The organism is Acidiphilium sp. PM (genome assembly GCF_000219295.1).
GTDB lineage: Bacteria > Pseudomonadota > Alphaproteobacteria > Acetobacterales > Acetobacteraceae > Acidiphilium > Acidiphilium multivorum.
This window is the reverse complement of the sequence record NZ_AFPR01000483.1, coordinates 1-21,500: the sequence shown is the minus strand read 5'-3', so window position 1 is coordinate 21,500 and position 21,500 is coordinate 1. Positions and strand designations below refer to the sequence as shown.

The 21,500-nt window shown below is 65.2% G+C and carries 17 protein-coding genes and 1 tRNA gene; 7 read left to right on the top strand and 11 right to left on the bottom strand.

Annotation, left to right across the window (positions count from 1 at the left end; all coding sequences use genetic code 11):
• Positions 1-243: 243 nt before the first annotated feature.
• The 3 genes from APM_RS21680 to APM_RS15105 form a co-directional block, all read right to left on the bottom strand.
• Positions 244-2,736: a filamentous hemagglutinin N-terminal domain-containing protein gene (locus APM_RS21680; protein ID WP_138919223.1), complete on the bottom strand. Its 2,493-nt coding sequence runs from the start codon at positions 2,734-2,736 to the stop codon at positions 244-246.
• 495 nt (positions 2,737-3,231) lie between these two features.
• Positions 3,232-4,443 carry a site-specific integrase gene (locus APM_RS15110; protein WP_007424246.1) on the bottom strand — a complete coding sequence of 404 codons (1,212 nt, stop codon included), beginning with the start codon at positions 4,441-4,443 and terminating at the stop codon, positions 3,232-3,234.
• Positions 4,444-4,647: 204 nt separating this feature from the next.
• A tRNA-Lys gene (locus APM_RS15105) sits at positions 4,648-4,723 on the bottom strand.
• Positions 4,724-4,891: 168 nt separating this feature from the next.
• Between APM_RS15105 and APM_RS15100 the strand changes: the two genes are divergently transcribed.
• The 4 genes from APM_RS15100 to lpxB all read left to right on the top strand — a co-directional run bounded on the left by APM_RS15100 (position 4,892) and on the right by lpxB (position 9,237).
• A complete protein-coding gene (locus APM_RS15100; protein WP_007424245.1) occupies positions 4,892-6,619 on the top strand; it encodes a cytochrome c in 1,728 nt (575 codons plus the stop codon).
• An 88-nt stretch (positions 6,620-6,707) separates the two neighbouring features.
• Complete coding sequence (locus tag APM_RS15095; protein WP_007424244.1) at positions 6,708-7,229, top strand: GNAT family N-acetyltransferase; 522 nt, start codon at positions 6,708-6,710, stop codon at positions 7,227-7,229.
• Complete coding sequence (locus APM_RS15090) at positions 7,226-8,101, top strand: carbon-nitrogen hydrolase family protein (RefSeq protein WP_007424243.1); 876 nt, start codon at positions 7,226-7,228, stop codon at positions 8,099-8,101. Before APM_RS15095 ends, APM_RS15090 begins: the two co-directional genes overlap by 4 nt.
• Positions 8,098-9,237 carry a lipid-A-disaccharide synthase gene (gene lpxB, locus APM_RS15085; RefSeq protein WP_007424242.1) on the top strand — a complete coding sequence of 380 codons (1,140 nt, stop codon included), beginning with the start codon at positions 8,098-8,100 and terminating at the stop codon, positions 9,235-9,237. The genes APM_RS15090 and lpxB overlap by 4 nt, the downstream gene beginning before the upstream one ends.
• A gap of 163 nt (positions 9,238-9,400) precedes the next feature.
• Here the strand turns inward: lpxB and rpmG are convergent, their stop codons facing one another.
• From rpmG to APM_RS15045, 8 genes are all read right to left on the bottom strand, one after another.
• Positions 9,401-9,568, bottom strand: a complete 168-nt coding sequence (gene rpmG / locus APM_RS15080) for a 50S ribosomal protein L33 (RefSeq protein WP_007424241.1) — start codon at positions 9,566-9,568, stop codon at positions 9,401-9,403.
• A gap of 45 nt (positions 9,569-9,613) precedes the next feature.
• Positions 9,614-11,206, bottom strand: coding sequence for a S41 family peptidase (locus tag APM_RS15075; protein WP_007424240.1), 1,593 nt, complete (start codon positions 11,204-11,206; stop codon positions 9,614-9,616).
• Positions 11,207-11,214: 8 nt separating this feature from the next.
• Positions 11,215-13,452 carry a ribonuclease R gene (gene rnr / locus APM_RS15070; RefSeq protein ID WP_039888940.1) on the bottom strand — a complete coding sequence of 746 codons (2,238 nt, stop codon included), beginning with the start codon at positions 13,450-13,452 and terminating at the stop codon, positions 11,215-11,217.
• A gap of 185 nt (positions 13,453-13,637) precedes the next feature.
• Positions 13,638-14,489: a YihY/virulence factor BrkB family protein gene (locus tag APM_RS15065; RefSeq protein ID WP_007424238.1), complete on the bottom strand. Its 852-nt coding sequence runs from the start codon at positions 14,487-14,489 to the stop codon at positions 13,638-13,640.
• Positions 14,489-15,328: an alpha/beta fold hydrolase gene (locus tag APM_RS15060; RefSeq protein ID WP_007424237.1), complete on the bottom strand. Its 840-nt coding sequence runs from the start codon at positions 15,326-15,328 to the stop codon at positions 14,489-14,491. The genes APM_RS15065 and APM_RS15060 overlap by 1 nt, the downstream gene beginning before the upstream one ends.
• A gap of 14 nt (positions 15,329-15,342) precedes the next feature.
• Positions 15,343-16,572 carry a CaiB/BaiF CoA-transferase family protein gene (locus tag APM_RS15055; protein ID WP_007424236.1) on the bottom strand — a complete coding sequence of 410 codons (1,230 nt, stop codon included), beginning with the start codon at positions 16,570-16,572 and terminating at the stop codon, positions 15,343-15,345.
• 85 nt (positions 16,573-16,657) lie between these two features.
• Positions 16,658-16,849 (bottom strand): hypothetical protein, encoded by a 192-nt coding sequence (locus APM_RS15050; protein WP_035185292.1) that lies wholly within the window; start codon positions 16,847-16,849, stop codon positions 16,658-16,660.
• Positions 16,850-16,961: 112 nt separating this feature from the next.
• Complete coding sequence (locus tag APM_RS15045; protein WP_007424235.1) at positions 16,962-17,285, bottom strand: TIGR02300 family protein; 324 nt, start codon at positions 17,283-17,285, stop codon at positions 16,962-16,964.
• A gap of 138 nt (positions 17,286-17,423) precedes the next feature.
• On the opposite strand from APM_RS15045, the gene aroA reads away from it, so the two are divergent.
• From aroA to parE, 3 genes are read left to right on the top strand one after another with little or no spacing between them, the layout of a single operon-like run.
• Positions 17,424-18,761 (top strand): 3-phosphoshikimate 1-carboxyvinyltransferase, encoded by a 1,338-nt coding sequence (aroA, locus tag APM_RS15040; protein WP_007424234.1) that lies wholly within the window; start codon positions 17,424-17,426, stop codon positions 18,759-18,761.
• On the top strand, positions 18,758-19,396 hold the full coding sequence (gene cmk, locus APM_RS15035) for a (d)CMP kinase (protein WP_007424233.1): 639 nt from the start codon (positions 18,758-18,760) through the stop codon (positions 19,394-19,396). The genes aroA and cmk overlap by 4 nt, the downstream gene beginning before the upstream one ends.
• Before the next feature lie 25 nt (positions 19,397-19,421).
• On the top strand, positions 19,422-21,383 hold the full coding sequence (parE, locus tag APM_RS15030) for a DNA topoisomerase IV subunit B (RefSeq protein ID WP_007424232.1): 1,962 nt from the start codon (positions 19,422-19,424) through the stop codon (positions 21,381-21,383).
• Positions 21,384-21,500 lie beyond the last annotated feature (117 nt).

Here is a 21,500-nt window from a genome sequence, read left to right as displayed (position 1 = left end):
TTGTGTGAGAATATCCGGTTCAGCAGCGGACGAAATATCCCGGATGCAGGGTTGCACCAACGATCTGCCTGACCCAAAGAGCGGATGTCGACGATGCGTATCTATCAGCCGTGCCAGTAGCTGGCAATCTCCCCAAGTGGGCCGACACAGTGTTGGTCGCCTAAATTTTGGTAAGAGATACAAATAGAAACGGGTAGCAGAGAGAACTCCGCTACCCGCTCAAAGCTAGCTAGGCTTGTAGAATTATGGCTGGTAGTTAGCCGCAGGAAGCTGCTGAACGCCCAGCTCGGTCACGGTCGGAGTGACCGTATCCTTATATCCAGCAAAGAAGCTTGTTGCCTGAGTCAGCGAGAACGCCGATGCAAGCTTCGCGCTAGCAAAGTTTACCCAGCTGTTGTTGCTGGTCGTGATAGTGCTACCCACCGCCATGTTGAGGTTGTTGGTCTCAAGGAAAATACCCGTCCCGCCAGTGGAAAACGCCGGAAGGATATTGCTGAGATCACCGTCAACGTTGATCGCCCCCGTAGTACTCAGCTGAGTCGGGTTCGACATGCTCGACACAGTATTCAGGTAGAGCAGGCCGGGCCAGTAGAAAGCCGTGCCAGTGTCAACGTTCCCAGTCGCCTGAAGAACCAGATGATTGTTGACGTAGGAGGACGCTGGGGAAATCGGAGTACCAGGCGTCGTACCAACCGCTGGGGTCGGCAGTGTAGCTGTAGCGACGGAGCTTGTAACCGCAACATTACCATTGACCAGAATGTTAACATTCTGGGCTGTGGTCGTGCTGTTGGTCGGGCCGGTGAGGTCAAGGTTTACCGTTCCAGCACCGCCCGCAGCCGCATTCGCAACGGCAACCGGCACGTAATTATAACGGAAGTCCGACGAGCCAACAGCCGAAGCACCGTAGGGGTTGTTCACGTTGCCGGAGAACGTGAGAGAAATTTTGTCACCATCATTAACGGAGAACCCACCAGTCGAGTTACCGTTGATGTTGTTGGCAGTGACAGTAATAGAACCAGTACCTGCAGTAGCTCCGGCGACTTGGGTGCTGACAACGCCATCGAGGTTCATGTTAGAACCGCTGGACGACGAAGACGCCTCGGTGCCCAACAGATTTACCGATGACGCCTCAATCGTCGCCTTCGGGAAGACGCTCAGATTGTAACCAAGCTTAGCATTGTTGGCGAAAGGATCCGTTGCAGTACCCGTGCCGACAGTGATGTCGACAGTACCACCGTAGAGGCCACCCGAGAGGATACGAACCGCCTGGGCACCCAATGGAACTTGGGAGGATCCGCTCGGTACCGCACCCTCAATGATTGATGTACCAGCGTAAATGTTACTTCCAAAATCCACTACACCCGGAACGGCTGACCCAGTTGCAGGCATGTAGGAAGCATTCAAAGTAAAATCAGCCAAGTGGTTATTGCTGCTCAGAGCAGTCGGAGTGCCGCCCGTACTCGTCGCCTGTGTGACGGACCCACCAAAGTTAATGTTGGCCGCGTCTACAGTGAGACTTGCTCCAGAAGTTTTGAAGGCAATTACACCAGAATTGGTAAAGTTGCCCGTAGCGGGTCCGGTTTGGATAGCGTTACCTGCATCCAGGGTGAGCGCCGTGGAACCCTCTTTGATCACCCCGGTATTGGTGATATCCGCGCCGCTCGTCGCTCCACTAAGGCCAACAGCCGTCAGCGTGCCTCCAGCATCAGTCAGCTGGCCGGAGTTTGTGATGGATGCGGCAGTTAAAGTGTTAACGTAGGCAATGCCGGTATTCGAGAAAGCGCCGCCGATGGTCGTCGACGAACCGTTGCCACCTGTGAAATCGGTTACACCGCTATTGGTTACATTACCCGCCGCATTCAAACTCTTAACTAAAATCGGATAAGTGCTTGAGCCGCCCGAGAAAGTCACAGAAGCCGAACTTCCATCACTAAGCGCAGAAGCTGTAACTGTTGGAGCACTCGCGGAACTACCGCTCACACCGTAGCCAGCCACAATATCGAACGGTATACTGGCGCTGCCAGGATTGCCATTAGACCCAATATTGATCGCACCGTTACTGGCAACCAAAACTGCATCACCAGTTTTAGGCGAGAGCTGTGCACCGGCATCGACGGTCACACCGCCAGTGCCACCGGTCGCCGAATCAACACTAATAGTGCCGCTGGCAACGAACGTAGATCCGCTCTGCGCAAACCCAAGGAGACCCAGACCCGCACTGGTGGAAATTGAGCCAGTCGCTCCGACAACTACACCATTTGCGTTGGCAATAAACAACGTAGCGGTGCCGTCGTTCGTGACCGAACCATAAATCTGAGACGGGTTACCAGTTGAGTCGTTAATCAACAGCGGAAAGTTACCAGCACCCTTGATCGCAACGGTGGCACCCGAACCAACACTGAAGCCCGGATTCTGCGTCACTCCTGACGGCAACGACGTGCCTGTTGTAGCCGGCGCAAGCTTGGTTGTGCCCGCACCGTTGAAGTCAAGGGCAACGCCAGTTCCCGAACTGCCGGAAGGCGCTACCGTTATGGTCGCCTCTGTATTCGAGGTTGCGTTGGTCATAGCGTATGTCGCCGCACCACCGTCTACGTTGAAATTCCCCGGCAGCGATCCGGCAGCCGGAGCAGCCGCCATGGCGACCGAGCCAGCAAGAAGGCTGACCGAGAGTGCGGTCGAGCACAATGCAAACTGACGTAGACGATGCCGCCGCATGGCAGCCGAAGGACTTTTCATCCTTAACTCCTTATAAAGAGTACTTAGAACACACCCAGATGAAACCTCGGTGGAGTTACCCACTCAGCAGATCATCGGATTCCCCTATACCGCCCTTGCCCGCCCTCGCCAACTGCTACCTCGAAAAAAATGACAGCCACTCCACATTTTCGCGCATAAACTTCCATCAGCCTGTGGATAACCTTCCCTCACTTTATGGCCCTCTACAGTTCGCCGGATCTCTTTGATACAGACCCATTATCTATATGCCCTTACAAACCGTCATTTGGTCCCAAAAACATATCATTCCCTACGTGTTCACAAAGTCGTGCGTCCAGGGTCAAGATTTTCGGCCAAAAGCACATATCCGAATTGACGTTATGGCATCATAACTGACTTGACCGAGACAGGCTAAGGCCCTTAATTGAGACCACTAAGAGTGCTGGACACACCTGTTACGATCTGATTTGCCAATGCAGGGATCCTTCAAAAGGGGATCCCTGTTTTGTTTCCTGATCAAAAGGTATCCAGAAAGTTCGCCCATCCCTGCAACGCCTCGCCAACTTCTTTCATATATCTCGCGAGATTGTAGATTCCCGATAATGCCGAGTGGATATCCGCATGATTCAGGGCGGCCTCGGTGACGTATGGTGGGGTTCCTAAATTCCCCATCCACGTTGAAGCCGTCCGCCGCAGGTCATGCCTGGTCCAACCGCTGGTTCCAGTCTCGGCCATGACTTTCTTGCTAAACCAGTCCCATTTCGATGGTAACCCGCCTTTTGGCCCGGCGAACACAAATCCCGTTGTCCGCCCCTTCCGGATCGACCGGAGAAATTCGGCGGTCTGCCGGGGAAGTGGGATGACATGATCGCTCTTTTGTTTCCCCGGCCTGGTGTTCTTTATCCTCTCACCGGGAATCGTCCATGTCGGCTGGACGGCCTCAAGATCGAATTCAGCCCATACCGCTCTAACCGCCTCATTGAGACGTGTTGCCGTATATAATAAGAGCAACATCACGGCGGCATGGGTTGATCGCTCCGCATTTTGCCGGAGATATGGAACGACCACCGCCAATTCCGGTTTTGACAGATATCTTCCCCGTTTCTCCGGCTTCCTGGTCGGCTCGATCATGGCCGCTTCGGTTGAAACGTATTTCCGTTTTGCTCCCCATTTCAGGATTGGACGCAGATATCTGACGGCAGCGGCTGCCGAAGATGGGGATGGCCAGCCATCGGCGACAATCTGTATCTGCTCGCTGGTCAGCCCTTTTGCGGGCTGGTCGGCCAGGGTTTTGAATACGTCGGAAATTCGCCTGTGCCGGTCTATCCATGCCCGCCGCTTGTCCGATCCGGTCTGCTGGCCCCACAACCGCACAAGGTCGATCAGCGTCATTTCCGGTTCCGCATTTTTCTCTGCTTCGGCCTGTTGCCGGGCCGCCCGCTTCTCCGCAACGGGATCCACGCCGTCGTGGCGGACCTTGTGTTTTGTGATGCCAGCCTGTTCCCTGGCTTGCGAGATTCCGATGGTGGGAAACTCACCGAGGCTGAATCGTCTGTTTCGTCCGGTCCGGTCTCGGGTCATGACGGACCAGGCCGCGCCACCGTCACGATTCACCCGAATTCGAAGTCCGGGGATTGTGATGTCGGTCAACTCGATACGTGTTCCAGTGTCACAAGCTTCCTGTATCGCCTTCCGTATCGTGGTGTCGGTCAATCTGATCGATGCCATTTCAAGCCACCTCCTGAAACCAAGACCCCTGAAACCCAGACCCGTTCTGGGTTTCACTGGGGTTTCAGCGATAGTGCGACATCAGGCAACGTCCAGCAACGTCCTGCATCGCTAATCCGGGCTGGAGGAGGGGAGATATCAGGCTAAGGTTTTGATTTTGCTTTGTTTCCTGACAAAAAATCGTTGTAGGAAAACAAAAAGGAATGGTGGGCGCACAAGGACTCGAACCTTGGACCCGCTGATTAAGAGTCAGCTGCTCTACCAACTGAGCTATGCGCCCATTCCGGCGTCGCGATCCGAAGCAGATCGCGTCGACACAGGGCGTCTAGCAAGATCGGTTCGGTCTGTGAAGAGGCGCCGGGCCTACTTGATCAATCAGTAGATATGGCGAATTAGAAATCTGACCGGACACGCCCGCTCCCGCCATGCAGATCACAGGTAGAATCCGATGCCGCATTCAAAAAAGACGATTTTTCGCCGCGCTCCGCTCTGGGCCGCCACACTTCTCATTGCATTGACCAGCGGCGCCGTCGGCATTGAGGCTGCGTTCGGCCAGGAGGCGGGCGGCTACATGCCGACGCCGACGGCGGCGAAGCCAGAGGCGTTTCCGGCGCTGCCCGAACCCGTGACCAAGGGCATGAGCCAGGCGGAGATCGCGCAGGTGCGGCGCGGCGAATATCTCACTGCCGCGGCGGACTGCATGCCCTGCCACACGGCACCGGGAGCAAAGCCTTTCTCCGGCGGACTGTCCTTCGTCACCCCGTTCGGCACGCTCTACTCACCCAACATCACCCCGGCCAAGACGACCGGCATCGGCAAATGGACGCCGCGGCAATTCTACAATGCCCTGCATTACGGCGTCTCGCCCGGCAGTTCGCTGGGCGTGTTTCCGAAATATCTCTATCCGGCGATGCCCTACACATCCTATGCAAAGCTGACGAGGCCGGATGTGATGGCCATCAAGGCCTATCTCGACGCCATACCTGCCGTGCACGCACCGCATGCACCGAACCGGCTCGGCTTCCCGTTCAACATCCGCGCGATGCTGCTCGGCTGGCGCATCATGTTCTTCAGCACCGCGCCGGTCCATTACAAGAAGGACTGGTCGCCCGCGGTGCGCAACGGCGCCTATCTCGCCGAAGCCCTCGGCCATTGCAGCGAGTGTCATTCGCCGCGCAACCTGCTGTTCGCCATCAAGTCGGGCGATACGCTGGCCGGCGCGCAGATCCTCGGCGAGCCCTGGTATGCGCCGAACATATCCTCCTCGAAGACCTATGGCGTCGGCGGGTGGAGCCGGAAGGACCTGGTCGACTACCTGCATGAGGGCGGCAACATGAACCGTGGCTCGGCATTCGGGCCGATGCAGTCGGTTGTGGATTACAGCCTGAGCCAGCTCCCGCGGCAGGATGTCGACGATCTTGCCGCCTATCTGCAGACCGCGACGCCGCCGCGCGAGAACCCGGTGAAGAAGGTGGCGCTTGCCCCGGGCGAGCTCGCGCAGGGCAAGGCGCTCTACGACGACAACTGCGCCGCCTGCCACCAAGCGGACGGCAAGGGCGTGAAGGACGTGTTCCCGAATCTCGCCGGGAATGACGCGGTGACCAACGGCCCGTCGGACAACGTGATCGGCATCGTGCTCGGCGGAATGATCCCCTGGCACGCCAACGGCCCGGCCATGCCCGCCTTCGGTTCGATGCTGAACGACGCCCAGATCGCCGCGATCGCCAACTACGTGCGCACCGCCTGGGGTAACAAGGGCGTGACCGATGCCGATGCCGCCAAGGTGCTGGGCATCCGCGCATCGACCCCGCCGCACGACATCGCGCTGGCCGACGCCGACTATCTCGACCTGCCGCCGATCGCCTCCGCCGCCGCGCGCAGGATGAACTGCCCGCTGCTGACGAAGGACCTCGTCTCGCCCGGCCACGGCACGATGGAGATTATGCAGGGCGTCACGCCGGCAACGCTCGGCAACCGCACCCGCATGCTGGTCGCCGCGATCCGCAAGGCCTATCCGGACATTACCCAGAAGCGCATGGCGGAATTCCTGACGGCGGCCTATTGCCCGGTCGTGGCGCAGGAACGCGGCCTGTCGCTCGGGGAGAAGAAGAAGGCGATCCAGCGCTTCCTCTCCGAGGCGGCGTCGATGGACACGGCCGCCAGGAAGGGGAGCTGAGGCCATTCAGCCGCTGCTTCCCACCGAAACTCTCCGGGGTGCGGCGATCCTGCCGCATCTCGCGGCGCTCGCCCGGCTGCGGATCGAGGTGTTCCGCGCCTGGCCCTATCTCTACGAGGGCAACGAGGCTTACGAGCGCGACTATGTCGCGACCTATGCCGCGAGCGAGCGCGCCGCCATCGTGATCGCGCGGGATGGCGATGCGATCGTCGGCGCCTCCACCTGCCTGCCGCTCACCGACGAGGACGAGGCGATGCAGGCGCCGTTCCGCGCCGCCGGGATCGATCCCGCCTCGGTCTTCTATTTCGGTGAGTCGGTCCTGCTGCCGGCCTATCGCGGCCGCGGCGTCGGCGTGGCCTTTTTCCGCGAACGCGAGGCGCACGCGCGGGCGGTTTCCGACGCCGCGCAGGCCGCCTTCTGCGCGGTGATCCGCGACAACGCCGATCCGCGCCGCCCGACGGATGCCACCACACTCGACGTCTTCTGGCGCAAGCGCGGCTACGCGCCGGTGTCCGGTCTCGTCTGCCGCATGCGCTGGCGCGAGATCGGTGCCGCGCATGAGGTGGAAAACCGCCTCCAGGTGTGGATGAAGCCACTCGGCGGCGCATGATCATGCGGGTTGCTCTCTCCCCCTTCCCGATCCACCGCCCGACCGGGCTGGACGATTTTCTCGATCGGGTGGATCGCCTCGCGGATGAGGCGAAATCCGGCGGCGCCGACCTGCTCATCCTGCCGGAATATGCCTCGATGGCGCTCGCCGGCGCTTTTGTCGCCGCGCCGGACGTCGCCGCCGAACTCGACGCCGTGGTCAGTCGCGCCGATACCCTGGTGGAGGGTTTCCGCGCCATTGCCCGCACCCACCGCCTGCTGCTGCTGCCCGGCTCGGTGCCGATGCGCGGCGCCGATGGCAATATCCGCAACAGGGCGCCGTTGATCGACGGGGACGGCCGTATCGCCTTCCAGGACAAGCGGGTGATGACGCGCTTCGAATCCGAGCGCTGGGGCATCACGCCGGGCGGGCCCCCTTCGGTGTTCGAAACCGATTTCGGCCGGCTTGGCATCGCCATCTGCTACGACTCGGAATTCCCCCTGCTGGTGCGCGCACAGGCGCTCGCCGGGGCGGACACGATCCTGATTCCGGCCTGCACCGACTCCCTGCACGGCTTCAACCGGGTGCGTCTGTCGGCCCGCGCGCGGGCGCTGGAGAACCAGTGCTTCACCGCCGTCGCGCCAACCACCGGAATGGCGCCCTGGTCCGCCGCCGTGGATGAAAATCGCGGCTATGCCTGCGTCTTCGGCCCGGTCGATCGCGGGTTTCCGGAAGACGGGCTGCTGGCCCGCGGCGCGCTGGATGCGGCGGACCTGCTGTTCGCAACGCTCGATCCCGCCCGCCTCGCCGCCACGCGCGACGACCCAGCCGTCCGCAACCGGACCGACTGGCCGGACGATCCGGCGCCGGCCCGAATCGTCCGCCTGACATGACGCTGGTTTATGTCGTTGCCGGTGAAGCAAGCGGCGACGTGCTGGGTGCGCGGCTGATCGCGGCCATGCGCGCGCGGGCCAGCGGCATCGAAGTTGCCGGCATCGGCGGCGCGAGGATGGCCGAACAGGGTGTTGCCTCGCTGTTCCCGATGCAGGAACTGGCGCTCATGGGCCTCGCGGAAGTCCTGCCCAAGCTCTTCCGGCTGCGCCGCCGGCTCGAGCAGACGGAAGCGGACATTGCCGCGAGGCGGCCGGACATCGTCGTGACCATCGACAGTCCGGGCTTCACGCTCCGCCTGCTCCGGCGAATCGCCCCGCTCGGACTCCGCCGCGTGCATTACGTCGCCCCCCAGGTCTGGGCCTGGCGACAGGGGCGGGTAAAGCACTTCCCCGGCCTGTGGGACCGGCTGCTCTGCCTCCTGCCCTTCGAGCCGGATTTCTTTGCACCGCATGGGCTGAACCCGGTCTTTGTCGGCCATCCGGTGCTGGAATCCGGTGCCGATGCCGGCGATCCTGCGCGCTTCCGTGCCCGGTTCGGCCTGGCGGAGTCAGCGCGTTCCCTGATCCTGATGCCTGGCAGCCGCCGCACGGAAACGGCCCGGCTGATGCCGGTTTTCGGCGCAGCGGTGGAACGCCTCCGCCCACGATTTCCGGATCTCGTGCCGGTGCTGGCCGCGGCGCCGGCACTCGCCGGCGAGTTGCAGGCGCAGGCGGCCGCCTGGCCGCGCCCGCCGCTGATCGTCACCAATGTGGCCGAGCGGTATGACGCCTTCGCCGGCGCCGAAGCCGCGCTGACGAAATCCGGCACCTCGACGCTGGAACTGGCTCTGGCCGGCGTGCCGATGGCGGTCACCTACCGGGTCAATCCGATCAGCGCGATGCTGGCCAGGCGGCTGATCAAGGTGCCGCACGTCGCCATGATCAACCTGCTCGCCGGGCAAGAACTGGTGCCGGAACTGTTGCAGGATGCCTGCACGCCGGAGCGCCTCTCCGCCGAAATCGCCTCGCTGCTCGGCGCCCCTGAGCGGGCTGCGGCGCAACGGGCCGGCTTCAGCGCTGCCCTATCCACGCTCGCCATCGCGGGATCGGCGTCTCCCAGCGAAGCCGCGGCAACGGCCGTGCTCGACCTGCTCTGATCGGCGTTCCGGCCTGCACACGCAAAAAGCCGCGGCGCCCGCCTATAGGCGCAAGGAACAAGCGATTCTCCGCGCCCCACAACGCCAAAAGGCCCGAAGCATTGCTCGGGCCGATCAGCAAGCGAAGCGTGTCAACGGCGCGGAGCCAAAGCTCCGCGGTTGATTACTTGATCTTGGCTTCCTTGAAGGTCACGTGCTTGCGCGCGACCGGATCGTATTTCCGGAATTCGAGCTTGCCCGTCTGCGCCTTCGCGTTCTTCTTCGTCACGTAGAAGAAGCCGGTGTCGGCGGTGGAAACCAGTTTGATCTGAACAGTGTTCGTCTTGGCCATGCGTATTCTCCGATCGCGCCGATATGATCGACCTTGCCGGCCTGGTCAACCCCCGGCGCGGGCATGCGGGAGCAGCGGGCGGATCAGGGCGGCGCGATACGCGGCCGGATGATCGATCAGCGCGGCCGCCGCCCGTTCGTAGCCGTTGCCGCCGATCGCGGCCGGGCAGGCCTCTCGCAGGGCCAGCACCTCGGCGAGCGGCATTGGCGCCCTGGCCGCACGGGTTTCGGCCAGCGGCTTCGCCAGCAGGTCGACGCCATGCCGCAGCGCGTTGATCTGCTTCGCGAGCTGGTCGGTGCCAAGGCTGGTGCAGACCTGCGGAAACACGCCAAGACTTTGCAGCGGCCAGCCGCGTGGGGCGATCATCCTGCTCCAGGTGACGAACAGCTCGCCCCCGCCCGGAAGTTCGGTGACGCTCTGCACCAGCCCCTTGCCGAGTGTCGCACTGCCGAGAACGACGCCGCGGTCGTTGTCGGCGATTGCGGCCGAGAACACCTCGGCGGCGCTCGCGGTGCCGCCATCGACCAGCACGACCACCGGCAGGCCGTGCGCGATATCGGCCCCCTCGGCATGCCATACCTTGTTGGCCGCCGGATCGCGGCCGATCGTGTGGATGATCGTGCCTTGCGAGAGCAGCGTGTCGAGGCTGAGCACCGACTGCCGCAGGACACCGCCGCGATTGCCGCGGAGATCGATCACGATTCCCTTCGGGGCGGGCTGCGCCTGCACGAGTTGCGCGAGAACCGCGGCGAACTGCCGCGCCGTGCCGTGGTCGAAGCCGAGAACGCGGATATGGGCGATGCCATCGTCGATCTGCCCGGTGACGCTCTGCGTCGGCACCAGGGCCCGGGCCAGGGTGATCGTCTGCGGCAGGCTGTGCCCGGGCCGGATCGTCAGATCGATCATGCTGCCGATCGGGCCGGCAAGTTCCTGTTGCAGCTGGGCGACCGGTTGCGCGGCGGCATCCCGCCCGTCGATCGCCAGAAGCTGCATGCCCGGCGCGATCCCGGCCCGGTCGGCCGGGCTCGACGGCGTGACGCCGGTGATCGTCACGATGCGGTCGTGCCGCGCCAGGGTCATGCCGATTCCGCCAAGGCCCAGCCGCAGCGCGCGCTCCGTCGCGGCCTCGCGCGGCGCGACATAGCGGGAATAAGGGTCGAAATGATTGAACAGCTCGTCGAAGAAGCTGCGGATCATGCCGCCGGTGCCGGCGCGCTCGATCGTGGGCGAAGCCGCGAAGGCATGCGCGGCGACAGCAGCGCAGGCCACGCCCCATTTCGCCGCGTCGCCGACCGGCGGCGCCAAGGTTGCGAAAATCACCCGATTGGGTCCGAAGAGCAGCAACTTTCCCGATTGTTCCTGCACGGTGAGATCGGAGTCCAGCGCGGTAATGCCGGACAATCCCCATACCGCCATGCGCGGAATGCCGAGCGGCTGCAACGTGCGGGGCGCCATGAAGGCGAGGGCAGCGCCCCAGACGGCGGCGGCGTGAGTCGAGTCGAAGCCACGCTGGCCCGCCTGGGCGCCGCAGATCGGCAGCATCACGCACAGCACTGTGACAATCCGGCGGATCGGCCGCACGAGCGCCGGCCGGCGGGCGCGGTGCGCCCGGGAACGACGAGCGAGCGAACGGGCCATCCGGCGTTTCATCGGCGGCTGCGCTTGTGCCTGGCGGGCGCGCGGCCCGGCTTCCTGCCGCCCTTGCGGGCAGGCAACCGGCGATGTTGTCCACCGCCCTCGCCCGGCGCGCTGCCGCCCTCGATCAGGGTGAACAGCAGCCCGCCGGTCACCGGCTTCGCCTCGCGCAGCCGCACCAGCACCGGATCGGCCAGGCGGAACACCACGCGCGAGCGGGTGCCGGACAGCGTGCCATCGGCCTCGTCGAAATGCCAGAAATCGTCGGGCAGCAGCGCCATCGGCACGAAACCGGACGCGCCGGTCGCATCGAGCGTGACGAACAGGCCGAACCGCGTCACCCCGCTGACCCGCGCGCTGAAATCCTCGCCGATCCGGTCGGCCAGATAGGCGGCAAGATAGCGGTCGGCCGATTGCCGCTCGGCATCGGTGGCGCGGCGCTCGGTCGAGGTGATCGCCGCCGCGATGGTTTCGAATCCGTCGGCGTGTTCGGGGCGCAGCCCGTCTGTGCCGAGCTTCAGTCCGGCGATGAGCGCGCGATGGACCAGAAGATCGGCATACCGGCGGATCGGCGAGGTGAAATGCGCGTAGCTGTTCAGCGCCAGGCCGAAATGGCCGATATTCTCCGGCGCGTATTCCGCCTGGCTCTGGCTGCGCAGCACCGCCTCGTTCACCAGCGGCGCCGCATCGCTACCGGCAACAAGGCGCAGCACATGATCAAGGTCGCGCGGGTGGAGCTGGTCGCCGGGCTTGAGCGAAATCTCGAACGTCGCCAGCAGATTGCGCAGCGAATCGAGCTTTTCCGGCGAGGGCGGGGCGTGCACGCGATACATGCACGGCTGGCGCAGCCGTTCCAGCTCCTCCGCCGCCGCGACATTGGCGAGGATCATGAACTCCTCGATCAGCCGGTGGCTGTCGAGCCGCGGGCGCGGCGCCACGTCCGTCACCCGGCCAGCCTCGTCGAGCGTGATCTTGCGCTCCGGCAGGTCGAGATCGAGCGTGCCGCGGGCCTGCCGCGCCGCCAGCAGCGTGCGATAGGCGGCGTAGAGATGGTCGATCGTCCCGTCCGGCAGATCGGCTTCCCAGCCGGACTCGAAGGCGCCCTGCACCTCCTCGTAGGTGAGGCGGGCGAAGCTGCGCATCAGGCCGCGGCCGAATTTGTGGCTCAGCTTGCGGCCCTCGGCGTCGATGATCATCTCGACGAACAGGCATCCCCTGTCCTCGCCCGGCCGCAGGCTGCACCAGCCGTTGGAGAGCGCCTCGGGCAGCATCGGCACCACGCGGTCGGGGAAATAGACCGAGTTGCCGCGCTTCAGCGCCTCGCGGTCGAGCGCCGAGCCGGGGCGCACGTAATGCGCGACATCGGCGATGGCGACGACGATGCGATGCCCCGGCCCGGCGGGTTCGGCGAAGACGGCGTCATCGAAGTCGCGCGCATCGGCGCCGTCGATCGTCACCAGCGGCACTTCGCGCAGATCGGTCCGCCGGCCGGGGCGGACGCCGCGGGCGCGCTTCGCCTCGTCGATCGCGGTCTCCGGGAAGTCGGCCGGAATCCCCAGTGCCGCGATGGCGATCAGGCTGATCGAGCGCGCATCGCCCATCCGGCCGAGATGCTCGGCGATCCGCGCCGGCTTCGGCCCGTAGCCGAAGGCCGGCAAGGGCATGGCGCGCACCACGTCGCCGCTTTCGGCACCGGCGGTTTCGCCCGGCGGCACCTTCCATTCGGCGCGGCTCTTGCGGTCGACCGGCTCGATCCAGCCGCCTTCTCCCTCGGCGCGGAACACGCCGATGATGCTGGCCGGCTCCTCGTCGAGCCGCCGGACCGTGCGGCCTTCGTAACGGTCGTCGTCGATCCGTCGCAGCCGGGCCAACACCCGCGCGCCGGGCGCGAGCGCAGCGTGGCCGCGCTTTTCGGGCAACATGAAGATGATCGGCGGCTTGCCCGGCCGATCCCAGCCGACCGGCCGGGCAAGCGGGTCGCCGTCACGATCGGTGCCGGTGATCTCGACGACGCAGCGTTCCGGCAGCGCCTCGGCCGCGCGCACCTGCCGCCCGCCGGCGCGGACCAGCATGCCATCGCGTTCGAGATTCCGCAGCATCGCCCGCAGCGCCGGTTTCTGGTCGGGGCCGAGGCCGAAGGCGCGGGCAATGTCGCCCTTGCGCAGCCGGGTTCCGGCTTCGGCGATGAACTCGCGCAGCACAGCCTCGGTCGGCAGTTCGGCGGATCGGCGGACGGGCTTCCGGGTCATGCGCCACCGCGGCGGCGCATCATCACGATCCTCTCGCCCGAAACCCGGAATACCGCCTGGAATCGGTGCACGGCAGCGCCCCACACATCAGAAGTTTTGTCCAATGTTAACCGCATAGACCCTATGTGGCTGGCCGACAACGCTGATGCAGTGTTTCCCGTATGGTGGCGCGGCAAGTTTTCCAACTATGGCCGGAATGCCACAGACGCGCGGTCGAGCGTGGCGTTGAACAGCGCCCCGAACAGCACGGCATAGGCGCTCAGATAGAACCACATCATCAGACCGATGATCGTCGCCAGGGGCCCGTAGGTGCGGCTATAGGCCGCGAATTGGCCAACATAGACCGCAAAGCCATAGGACACGACGAGCCAGACCAGTATCGCGACCAGCGCGCCGGGTACGACCGGGTGCCCCGCATCGCGCCCGAAGGCCGGCCCGAATCGGTAGAGCAGGCCGAGCGCCAGACCCATCGACCCGATCAGCAGGGCGAATCCGGGCAGCACCGTCAGCACCGCCGGCGCCTTGGCAAGGCCCAGGAAGGCAAGCACCAGTGGCATGCCGACCAGCACGGCGATAGCGATGACGGCGCCGAGCATGGCAATCAGCGTCATCGCCAGGGTCACCGCCTGAAACTCGAAGAAGCCGCGCGTTTCCTGCCGCTTGTGGATCACGTTCAGCGCGTAGATCAGCGACTTGATGCCGGAAGCCGAGGAATAGAGCGTGAAGCCCAGCGAGATGACGAGGCCGATGCCGAGCGTCGTCTTGCCGCCGGAAACCAGTTGCTGGATCCGCCCGCCGATCAGTGCGAAGGCGGCCGGCGGCATCAGATGTTTCAGATAGAGAAGCTGCGGTTCGACCGTTACCGGGTTGAATGCGAGGCCGTAGAGCGAAATCAGCGCCGTCATCGCCGGGAACAGGGCCAGGGTGGCGTAAAAGGCGCAACCGGCGGCGACGAGCGACATCTCCCCGCTCATCACTTCGATCGCGGCCGCGCGCAGCGCCATGAACCAGAGGTCGAGGCGCGTCCGCCAGCGCATCAGGCGCCATCCAGAAACCGCCGGATCACCGCGATGGTCGGCCCGTCCATCAGCGCCGGCGCGTGGCCGCATGCCGGCACGGTATGCGTGGCGGCGCCATCCTCCTCCATGCGCGCGAGGGTCGCTTCGGTCAGCAGGTCGCTGGTGGCGCCGCGAAGGGCAAGCACCGGCACGCGGATCGCCGTCCAGATCGCGCCGAGATCGGCATCCATGGGCACCGAGGCGCGGATCGGTTCGGCGATCGCGGGATCGTAATGCAACGCGAGCCCGCCGCCCTCGACGGGCCGTGCCGAGTGAAGCGCGAGAGCGGCCCATTGCGGATCGGTCAGCGGGCCGAACGGCGCATGCACGGTGCGCAGATGGGCTTCGAGCGCCGCAAGATCGGGAAAGGCAGCGGGTGCCTCGCCCATGTAGTCGCGGATCCGGCCGAGCGCCGCGGCGGGAATATGCGGGCCGATATCGTTGAGCACGAGGCGGGTGATCGGCGTGTGCGCCGCGGCGGCGACCATCATGCCGCAGATCCCGCCCAGCGACGTGCCGACCCAGGCAACCGGCTTGTTCAGCCAGGCGAGCAGATGCGCCAGCGCGATGACGTAGGAAGGGGGCTGATAGAGCGCCCCGTCGCGCAGCCATTCCGATCGTCCGCGGCCCGGCAGGTCGGGGCAGATCACATGATAGCGATCGGCCAGGCTGTCCGCGAGAATGTCGAAATCGCGCCCGTTGCGGGTCAGGCCATGCACGCAGAGCACGGCCGGCGCGGCCGGGTTGCCGAATTCCACGAAGGCGAGCCGGTGGAAATCGTTGCCGAGCAGATAGGGAACGAAACCCTGCCGCGCCACGATCCGGCCGTCCTTCAGATGATGCCGTCCCGGCGCAGCGCGGCGCGGGCCGGTTCGTCGAGTCCCAGCATGTTGGTCAGCACCTCGTCGGTATGCTCCCCCAACATGGGAGGTGCGAGGCGATAATCCACCGGCGTTTCCGACAGGCGGACCGGATTGGCGACGAGCTTCACTGGCACGCCATCGCTTCTGGTCATTTCGATCAGGTTGCCGCGCGCGATCACGTGCGGATCGGCGAAGACCTGCTCCAGCGTGTTGATCGGGCCGCAGCCGATCTTCAGCTCTTCCAGCCGTTCCAGCCACCAGGCGGACGGATGCCGCGCCAGAACCGCAGCGAGGGTGTCGGTCACAAATGCGCGATTGGCGACGCGGGCGGCATTCGTGGCGAACCGCTCGTCAGCCAACAGGTGCTCCAGTCCGAACGCGTTGCAGAAACGCGCGAAGGTCGGGTCGTTACCGATCGAGAGCACGATATGGCCGTCTTCGGTCGCGAAAACCTGATAGGGAACGATATTCGGGTGCTCATTGCCGAGGCGCGGGGGATTCTTGCCGGTGGCGAGGTAGTTCATGCCCTGATTTGCGAGCCAGGCGACATGCGTGTCCAGCATGCCGATATCGATGTGCTGGCCCTGCCCGGCGATTTCCCGGTGGCGCAGCGCGGCGAGCACGCCGATCGCGCCGTAGAGCCCGGCAAAAAGGTCGGCGACCGGCACGCCCACCTTCATCGGCTGGCCATCCGGCACGCCGGTAAGGGACATGATGCCACCCATGGCCTGGATCAGGCTGTCGTAGCCGGGGCGGGACGCATAGGGGCCGGTCTGGCCGAATCCGGTGATCGAGCAATAGATCAGCCCCGGATTGTCGGCCCTGAGATCGTCATAGCCGAGGCCGTAGCGCGGCAGCGTGCCGACCTTGAAGTTCTCGACCAGGATATCGCTCTTCGCGATCAGCGCGCGCGCCAGTTTCTGGCCCTCGGGCTTCGCGATATCGAGCGTCACGGACCGTTTGTTGCGATTGGCGCCGGCGAAATAGGCGCTCTGCTCGGTGCCCGGCAGCGCGGGAGGCGCGAATCCACGGGTATCGTCGCCGCTGCCCGGCTTCTCGATCTTGATCACCTCGGCCCCGAGATCGGCCAGCATCTGCACGCAGGTGGGACCGGCGAGCACTCGCGTCAGATCGAATACCGTCAGTCCGGCGAGCGGGCCCGAGGGCGACGCGGTTCCAGCGGATGGCTGTTCAGACATTCATGACCTCCCGTCAACGCGACCCGCAATAGCGAGCCTGTGAAGTCAGGTCAAAAACGGGAGGTCGGAACGCGACGACGGCGGATCAGTGGCGATGCGTGCCACCGGCGGGCGGAACGCAGCTGCGCAGGGCAAGGCGGACCAGCCGGTTGGCGACGGCCGGCAACCCGGCGCGCTCGGCGTCCTGCGCCAGCGAAATCAGGCGGTCGACAAGAATGAGCGGGCTGACGATCGGCTCGTGATGGTCGGCGATTTTCGCCGGGGCGAACTGGGTCATCGCGGGTTTCCTTCTCAGGAGTGTCCTTCAGGAACAGCCGTTTTTGGCTGCGCCCGAACATGACCCGCTCCAGATTACAATCCGGTAAACAAATTCGACCCGGAAAGGAAAATTATCTTTCGTTCTCGTCACTGTCGCGCTCGACCTCGATATCGGCATCGATCGCATCGTCGTCCTCGAGATCATCGGCATCCGTCAGGATATCGTCGTCGCCGGTATCCTCCACGTCATCCGTGTCGACGTCGTCCTCGGTGGTCTGCGCCTTGGCCGGCTTCTTGGCGTCGTCGGGCATTGGTACGCTGCGCTTGAGCTTCGGCTGCTCGGCCGGCTGTTCGGTGCCGCATTTCGGGCAGACGGCCGGAACCTTGCCGAGGTCGAAAAAGCGCGCGCCGCAGGACACACAGGTATGTTTGTCGCCAAGTTCAGGCTTCGCCATGAGAGCCTCGCATTCCAGGGTGAGCGGTGGAGTCCGTCAGGGCGGGCGCCATGCCACCCATCGCCCTGCTTGTCAAACCCTGACGGCCGCCGACAATGATGGCTGGCAAAATCGTCCACTCGTGGTAAGCGCCGCGCCATGGAACACGCCGCAACGCTGCCCCAGACCTCACGCCGCCCTGCCACGCCGCTCACCGGCACGATCACCGTTCCGGGCGACAAGTCGATTTCGCATCGCGCGCTGATGTTCGCCGGCCTCGCGGTCGGTGAAACCCGGATTTCCGGCCTGCTGGAAGGCGAGGACGTGCTGCGGACCGCCGCCGCCATGCGCGCGCTGGGCGCGACGGTGGAGCGCACCGGCCCGGGTGCCTGGCGCGCCTCCGGCCCCGGCATCGGCGGGTTGCAGAGCCCGGACGACGTGCTCGACATGGGCAATTCCGGCACCGCCGCGCGGCTGCTCTGCGGCATTCTCGCGAGCCACGACATTTTCGCCGTGATGACCGGCGATGCCTCGCTCCGCCGCCGGCCGATGCGCCGGGTGATCGATCCGCTGGGCGCGACAGGCGCCGTCTTCGCCGCGCGAGAGGGCGGGCGCCTGCCGCTTTCGGTGCGCGGTGCCGCCGAGGCGATGCCGCTCTCCTACCGGCTGCCGGTCGCCTCCGCGCAGGTGAAGTCGGCGCTTCTGCTCGCCGGGCTGAACGCCCGCGGCATCACCGAGATCGAGGAACCTGAGCCGACCCGCGACCATTCCGAGAACATGCTCCGCCATTTCGGCGCCGAGGTGGAGGTGGCCGCGCATGGCACTGGCAAGCTGATCCGCCTGCGGGGACAGCCGGAGTTGCGCGGCGCGGATGTCGTCGTGCCGGGCGATCCGTCGTCGGCCGCCTTCCCGATCGTCGCCGCGCTGATCGTGCCGGGCTCGCGCGTCACGATCGGGGGCGTCGGACTGAACCCGCTGCGGACCGGGCTGTTCCTCACCCTGCGCGAGATGGGAGCGGCGATCGAGATCGTAAATGCCCGCGAGGCCGGCGGCGAGCCCGTGGGCGATCTCATCGTCACCGCCTCGGATCTGCGCGCCGTCGATGTGCCGGCGGAACGCGCCCCCTCGATGATCGACGAATATCCGATTCTCGCCGTCGCCTGCGCGATGGCGCGCGGCAGCTCGCGGCTGCGTGGCCTCGCGGAGTTGCGGGTGAAGGAAAGCGACCGGCTGGCAGCGACGCTCGCCATGATCACCGCCAATGGCGTCAAGGCGCAGGTGGACGGCGACGACCTGATCATCGAGGGCGGCGGCGCGCGCGGCGGCGCCACGGTGGCGACGCATATGGATCACCGCCTGGCAATGAGCGCGCTCGTCATGGGCCTCGCGACCGAGACCCCGGTGACCATCGACGATGCGCGCTTTATCGATACGAGCTTCCCCGGCTTCCTGCCGCTGATGCGCGGAATCGGCGCGGCGATCGAGGCGGCGGCGTGACGCGGCCGATCGTCATCGCGATCGACGGGCCGGCCGCCTCCGGCAAGGGCACGCTCGCGCGCCGCCTCGCCGCCGCCTTCAACCTGCCCTATCTCGATACCGGCCTGCTCTACCGCGCCGTGGCGCGCCGCGTGCTCGACCGTGGCGGCGATCCGGCCGATCCGGCGGCCAGCGAGGAACAGGCCCGCTCACTCAGCCGGCTCGATCTCGAACGCGGCGATCTGCGCACCCCTGAGGTCGACCGCGCGGCCAGCGCCGTCGCCTCGATCAAGCCGGTGCGCGCCGCGCTGCTCGACTTCCAGCGCCGATTCGCCGACGCCTCCGGCGCGGTGCTGGACGGGCGGGACATCGGCACGATCGTGTTTCCCGAGGCCGATGTGAAACTCTTCGTCACCGCCTCGCTGGATGTGCGGGCGAAACGCCGGCATCTGGAGCGCCTCGCCCACGGAATCGATCCCGGCTTCGACTCGGTGCGCGCCGAACTTGCCGCCCGCGACGAGGCCGACCGCACCCGCGCCGCCGCCCCGCTGGTGCAGGCGAAGGACGCCTTGCTGCTCGACACGAGCCACATGGATGCCAATCATGCCTTTACCGCGGCGGCCGATCTGGTGAACAAGGTACTCGCGCGGGGGTAACCCCGCCCGGACCAGAGGAGACAGCGTGACCGATCTGTTCGAGCAGGCCGCCGGCCAGGCGAGCTATTCCGCCAAGGACATCGAGGTTCTCGAAGGGCTGGAACCGGTTCGCCGGCGCCCCGGCATGTATATCGGCGGCACCGACGATGCGGCGATGCACCACCTCGCCGCCGAACTGCTCGACAACGCGATGGACGAGGCCGTAGCCGGCCACGCCTCGATCATCGAGATGACGCTTGCGCCCGGCAACCTGCTCACGGTGCGCGATAACGGGCGCGGCATCCCGGTCGATCCGCACCCGAAATTCCGCGACAAGTCGGCACTCGAGGTGATTCTCACCACCCTGCATTCCGGCGGCAAGTTCGCCGGCAAGGCCTATGCCACCTCGGGCGGTCTGCACGGCGTCGGCTCTTCGGTGGTGAACGCACTGGCCGAGCGGCTGGAGGTCGAGGTCGCCCGCGAGAAAACCCTCTGGAAACAGGATTATGCCCGCGGCAAGCCGCTGACCAAGCTGGTCAATGCCGGGGCGACGCCGAACCGGCGCGGCACGCTGATCCGCTTCGTCCCCGATCCCGAGATTTTCGGCGACAAGAAGTTCAGCCCGGCGCGGCTCTACCGCATGTGCCGCTCGAAGGCCTATCTGTTCCGCGGCGTGCGGATCCGCTGGACGTGCGATGCGGCGCTGATCGCGGCGGGTGCCGATGTGCCGGCGCAGGCGGAGCTGCATTTCCCCGGCGGCCTCGCCGATTCGCTGGCGGAGGAACTGGGCGCCGCGCCGAAGCTCGTCGCCCCGGTCTGGGCCGGGCAGGCCGACCTGCCGGACGATGCCGGGCGGATCGAGTGGGCCTGCGCCTGGCTGGAAGCCGGCGAGGCCACGCTCTCGACCTATTGCAACACGATCCCGACGACGCTCGGCGGCACGCATGAGGCGGGGTTCCGCGCCGCCCTGCTCAAGGGCCTGCGCGGCTTCGGCGAGCAGCGCGGCAACAAGCGCGCCGCGGTGATCACCGCCGAGGATGCGACCGGCGCGCTCGCCGCCAAGCTCTCGCTGTTCATCCGCGACCCGCAATTCCAGGGCCAGACCAAGGAAAAGCTGACCTCGCCCGAGGCGCAGAAACTGACCGAGGCGGCGCTGCGCGACCGGTTCGAGCATTTTCTCACCGGCGATCCGGCGAACGCCGACAATCTTCTCGCCTTCGTGATCGAGCGGGCGGAGGAACGCATCCGCCGCCGCGAGCAGAAGGACACGCCGCGCAAATCCGCCACGCGACGCCTTCGCCTGCCCGGCAAGCTGACCGATTGCTCGCGCGAGAGCCGCGAGGATACCGAGATCTTTCTGGTCGAGGGCGATTCTGCGGGCGGCTCGGCCAAGCAGGCGCGCAACCGCGAGACCCAGGCGGTGCTGCCGCTGCGCGGCAAGATCCTCAACGTCGCCTCCGCCTCCACGGAGAAGCTCCGGCAGAACCAGGAACTGAAAGACCTGATCGAGGCGCTGGGCTGCGGCGTCGGCGACCGGTTCCAGATCGACGCGCTGCGCTACGGCCGGATCATCATCATGACCGACGCCGATGTTGACGGTGCTCACATCGCGTCGCTGCTGATGACGTTCTTCTACCGCGAGTTGCCGGAACTGATCCGCGGCGGCCATGTCTATCTCGCCCAGCCGCCGCTCTACCGCCTTACCCAGGGCGGCAAGTCGGTCTATGCGATGGACGATGGCGAGCGCGACCGGCTGGTGAAGACGGCGTTCAAGGCGAACGCCAAGGTCGAGATCAGCCGCTTCAAGGGGCTTGGCGAGATGCCCCCGGCAATTCTCAAGGAAACCACGATGGACCCGAAGCGCCGCGTGCTGCTGCGCGTTCTCGCCCCGCCCGAGGCACGAGCTGAAACGGCGGAAATCGTCGAGAGCCTGATGGGGCGGAAGCCCGAGCTGCGCTTCCGCTTCATCCAGGACCATGCCTCGAGCGTGCAGGAACTCGACGTCTGACTCAGTTCATCATGCTCTTCATGAGCACACTGTTCGCCGTCAGGCGAAGGGCTCGGTCTCGCCGTCCGGCACGGGCACCCGGAAGGCCTTGATGGTCATGGAAATAAGCCCGTAATA

Excerpts from the sequence above, each read along its gene's own strand:
- APM_RS21680 (WP_138919223.1), bottom strand. The coding sequence starts at position 2,736 with ATGAAAAGTCCTTCGGCTGCCATGCGGCGGCATCGTCTACGTCAGTTT.
- APM_RS15110 (WP_007424246.1), bottom strand. The coding sequence starts at position 4,443 with ATGGCATCGATCAGATTGACCGACACCACGATACGGAAGGCGATACAG.
- APM_RS15100 (WP_007424245.1), top strand. The coding sequence starts at position 4,892 with ATGCCGCATTCAAAAAAGACGATTTTTCGCCGCGCTCCGCTCTGGGCC.
- APM_RS15090 (WP_007424243.1), top strand. The coding sequence starts at position 7,226 with ATGATCATGCGGGTTGCTCTCTCCCCCTTCCCGATCCACCGCCCGACC.
- lpxB (WP_007424242.1), top strand. The coding sequence starts at position 8,098 with ATGACGCTGGTTTATGTCGTTGCCGGTGAAGCAAGCGGCGACGTGCTG.
- rpmG (WP_007424241.1), bottom strand. The coding sequence starts at position 9,568 with ATGGCCAAGACGAACACTGTTCAGATCAAACTGGTTTCCACCGCCGAC.
- APM_RS15075 (WP_007424240.1), bottom strand. The coding sequence starts at position 11,206 with ATGGCCCGTTCGCTCGCTCGTCGTTCCCGGGCGCACCGCGCCCGCCGG.
- rnr (WP_039888940.1), bottom strand. The coding sequence starts at position 13,452 with ATGACCCGGAAGCCCGTCCGCCGATCCGCCGAACTGCCGACCGAGGCT.
- APM_RS15065 (WP_007424238.1), bottom strand. The coding sequence starts at position 14,489 with ATGCGCTGGCGGACGCGCCTCGACCTCTGGTTCATGGCGCTGCGCGCG.
- APM_RS15055 (WP_007424236.1), bottom strand. The coding sequence starts at position 16,572 with ATGTCTGAACAGCCATCCGCTGGAACCGCGTCGCCCTCGGGCCCGCTC.
- APM_RS15050 (WP_035185292.1), bottom strand. The coding sequence starts at position 16,849 with ATGACCCAGTTCGCCCCGGCGAAAATCGCCGACCATCACGAGCCGATC.
- APM_RS15045 (WP_007424235.1), bottom strand. The coding sequence starts at position 17,285 with ATGGCGAAGCCTGAACTTGGCGACAAACATACCTGTGTGTCCTGCGGC.
- aroA (WP_007424234.1), top strand. The coding sequence starts at position 17,424 with ATGGAACACGCCGCAACGCTGCCCCAGACCTCACGCCGCCCTGCCACG.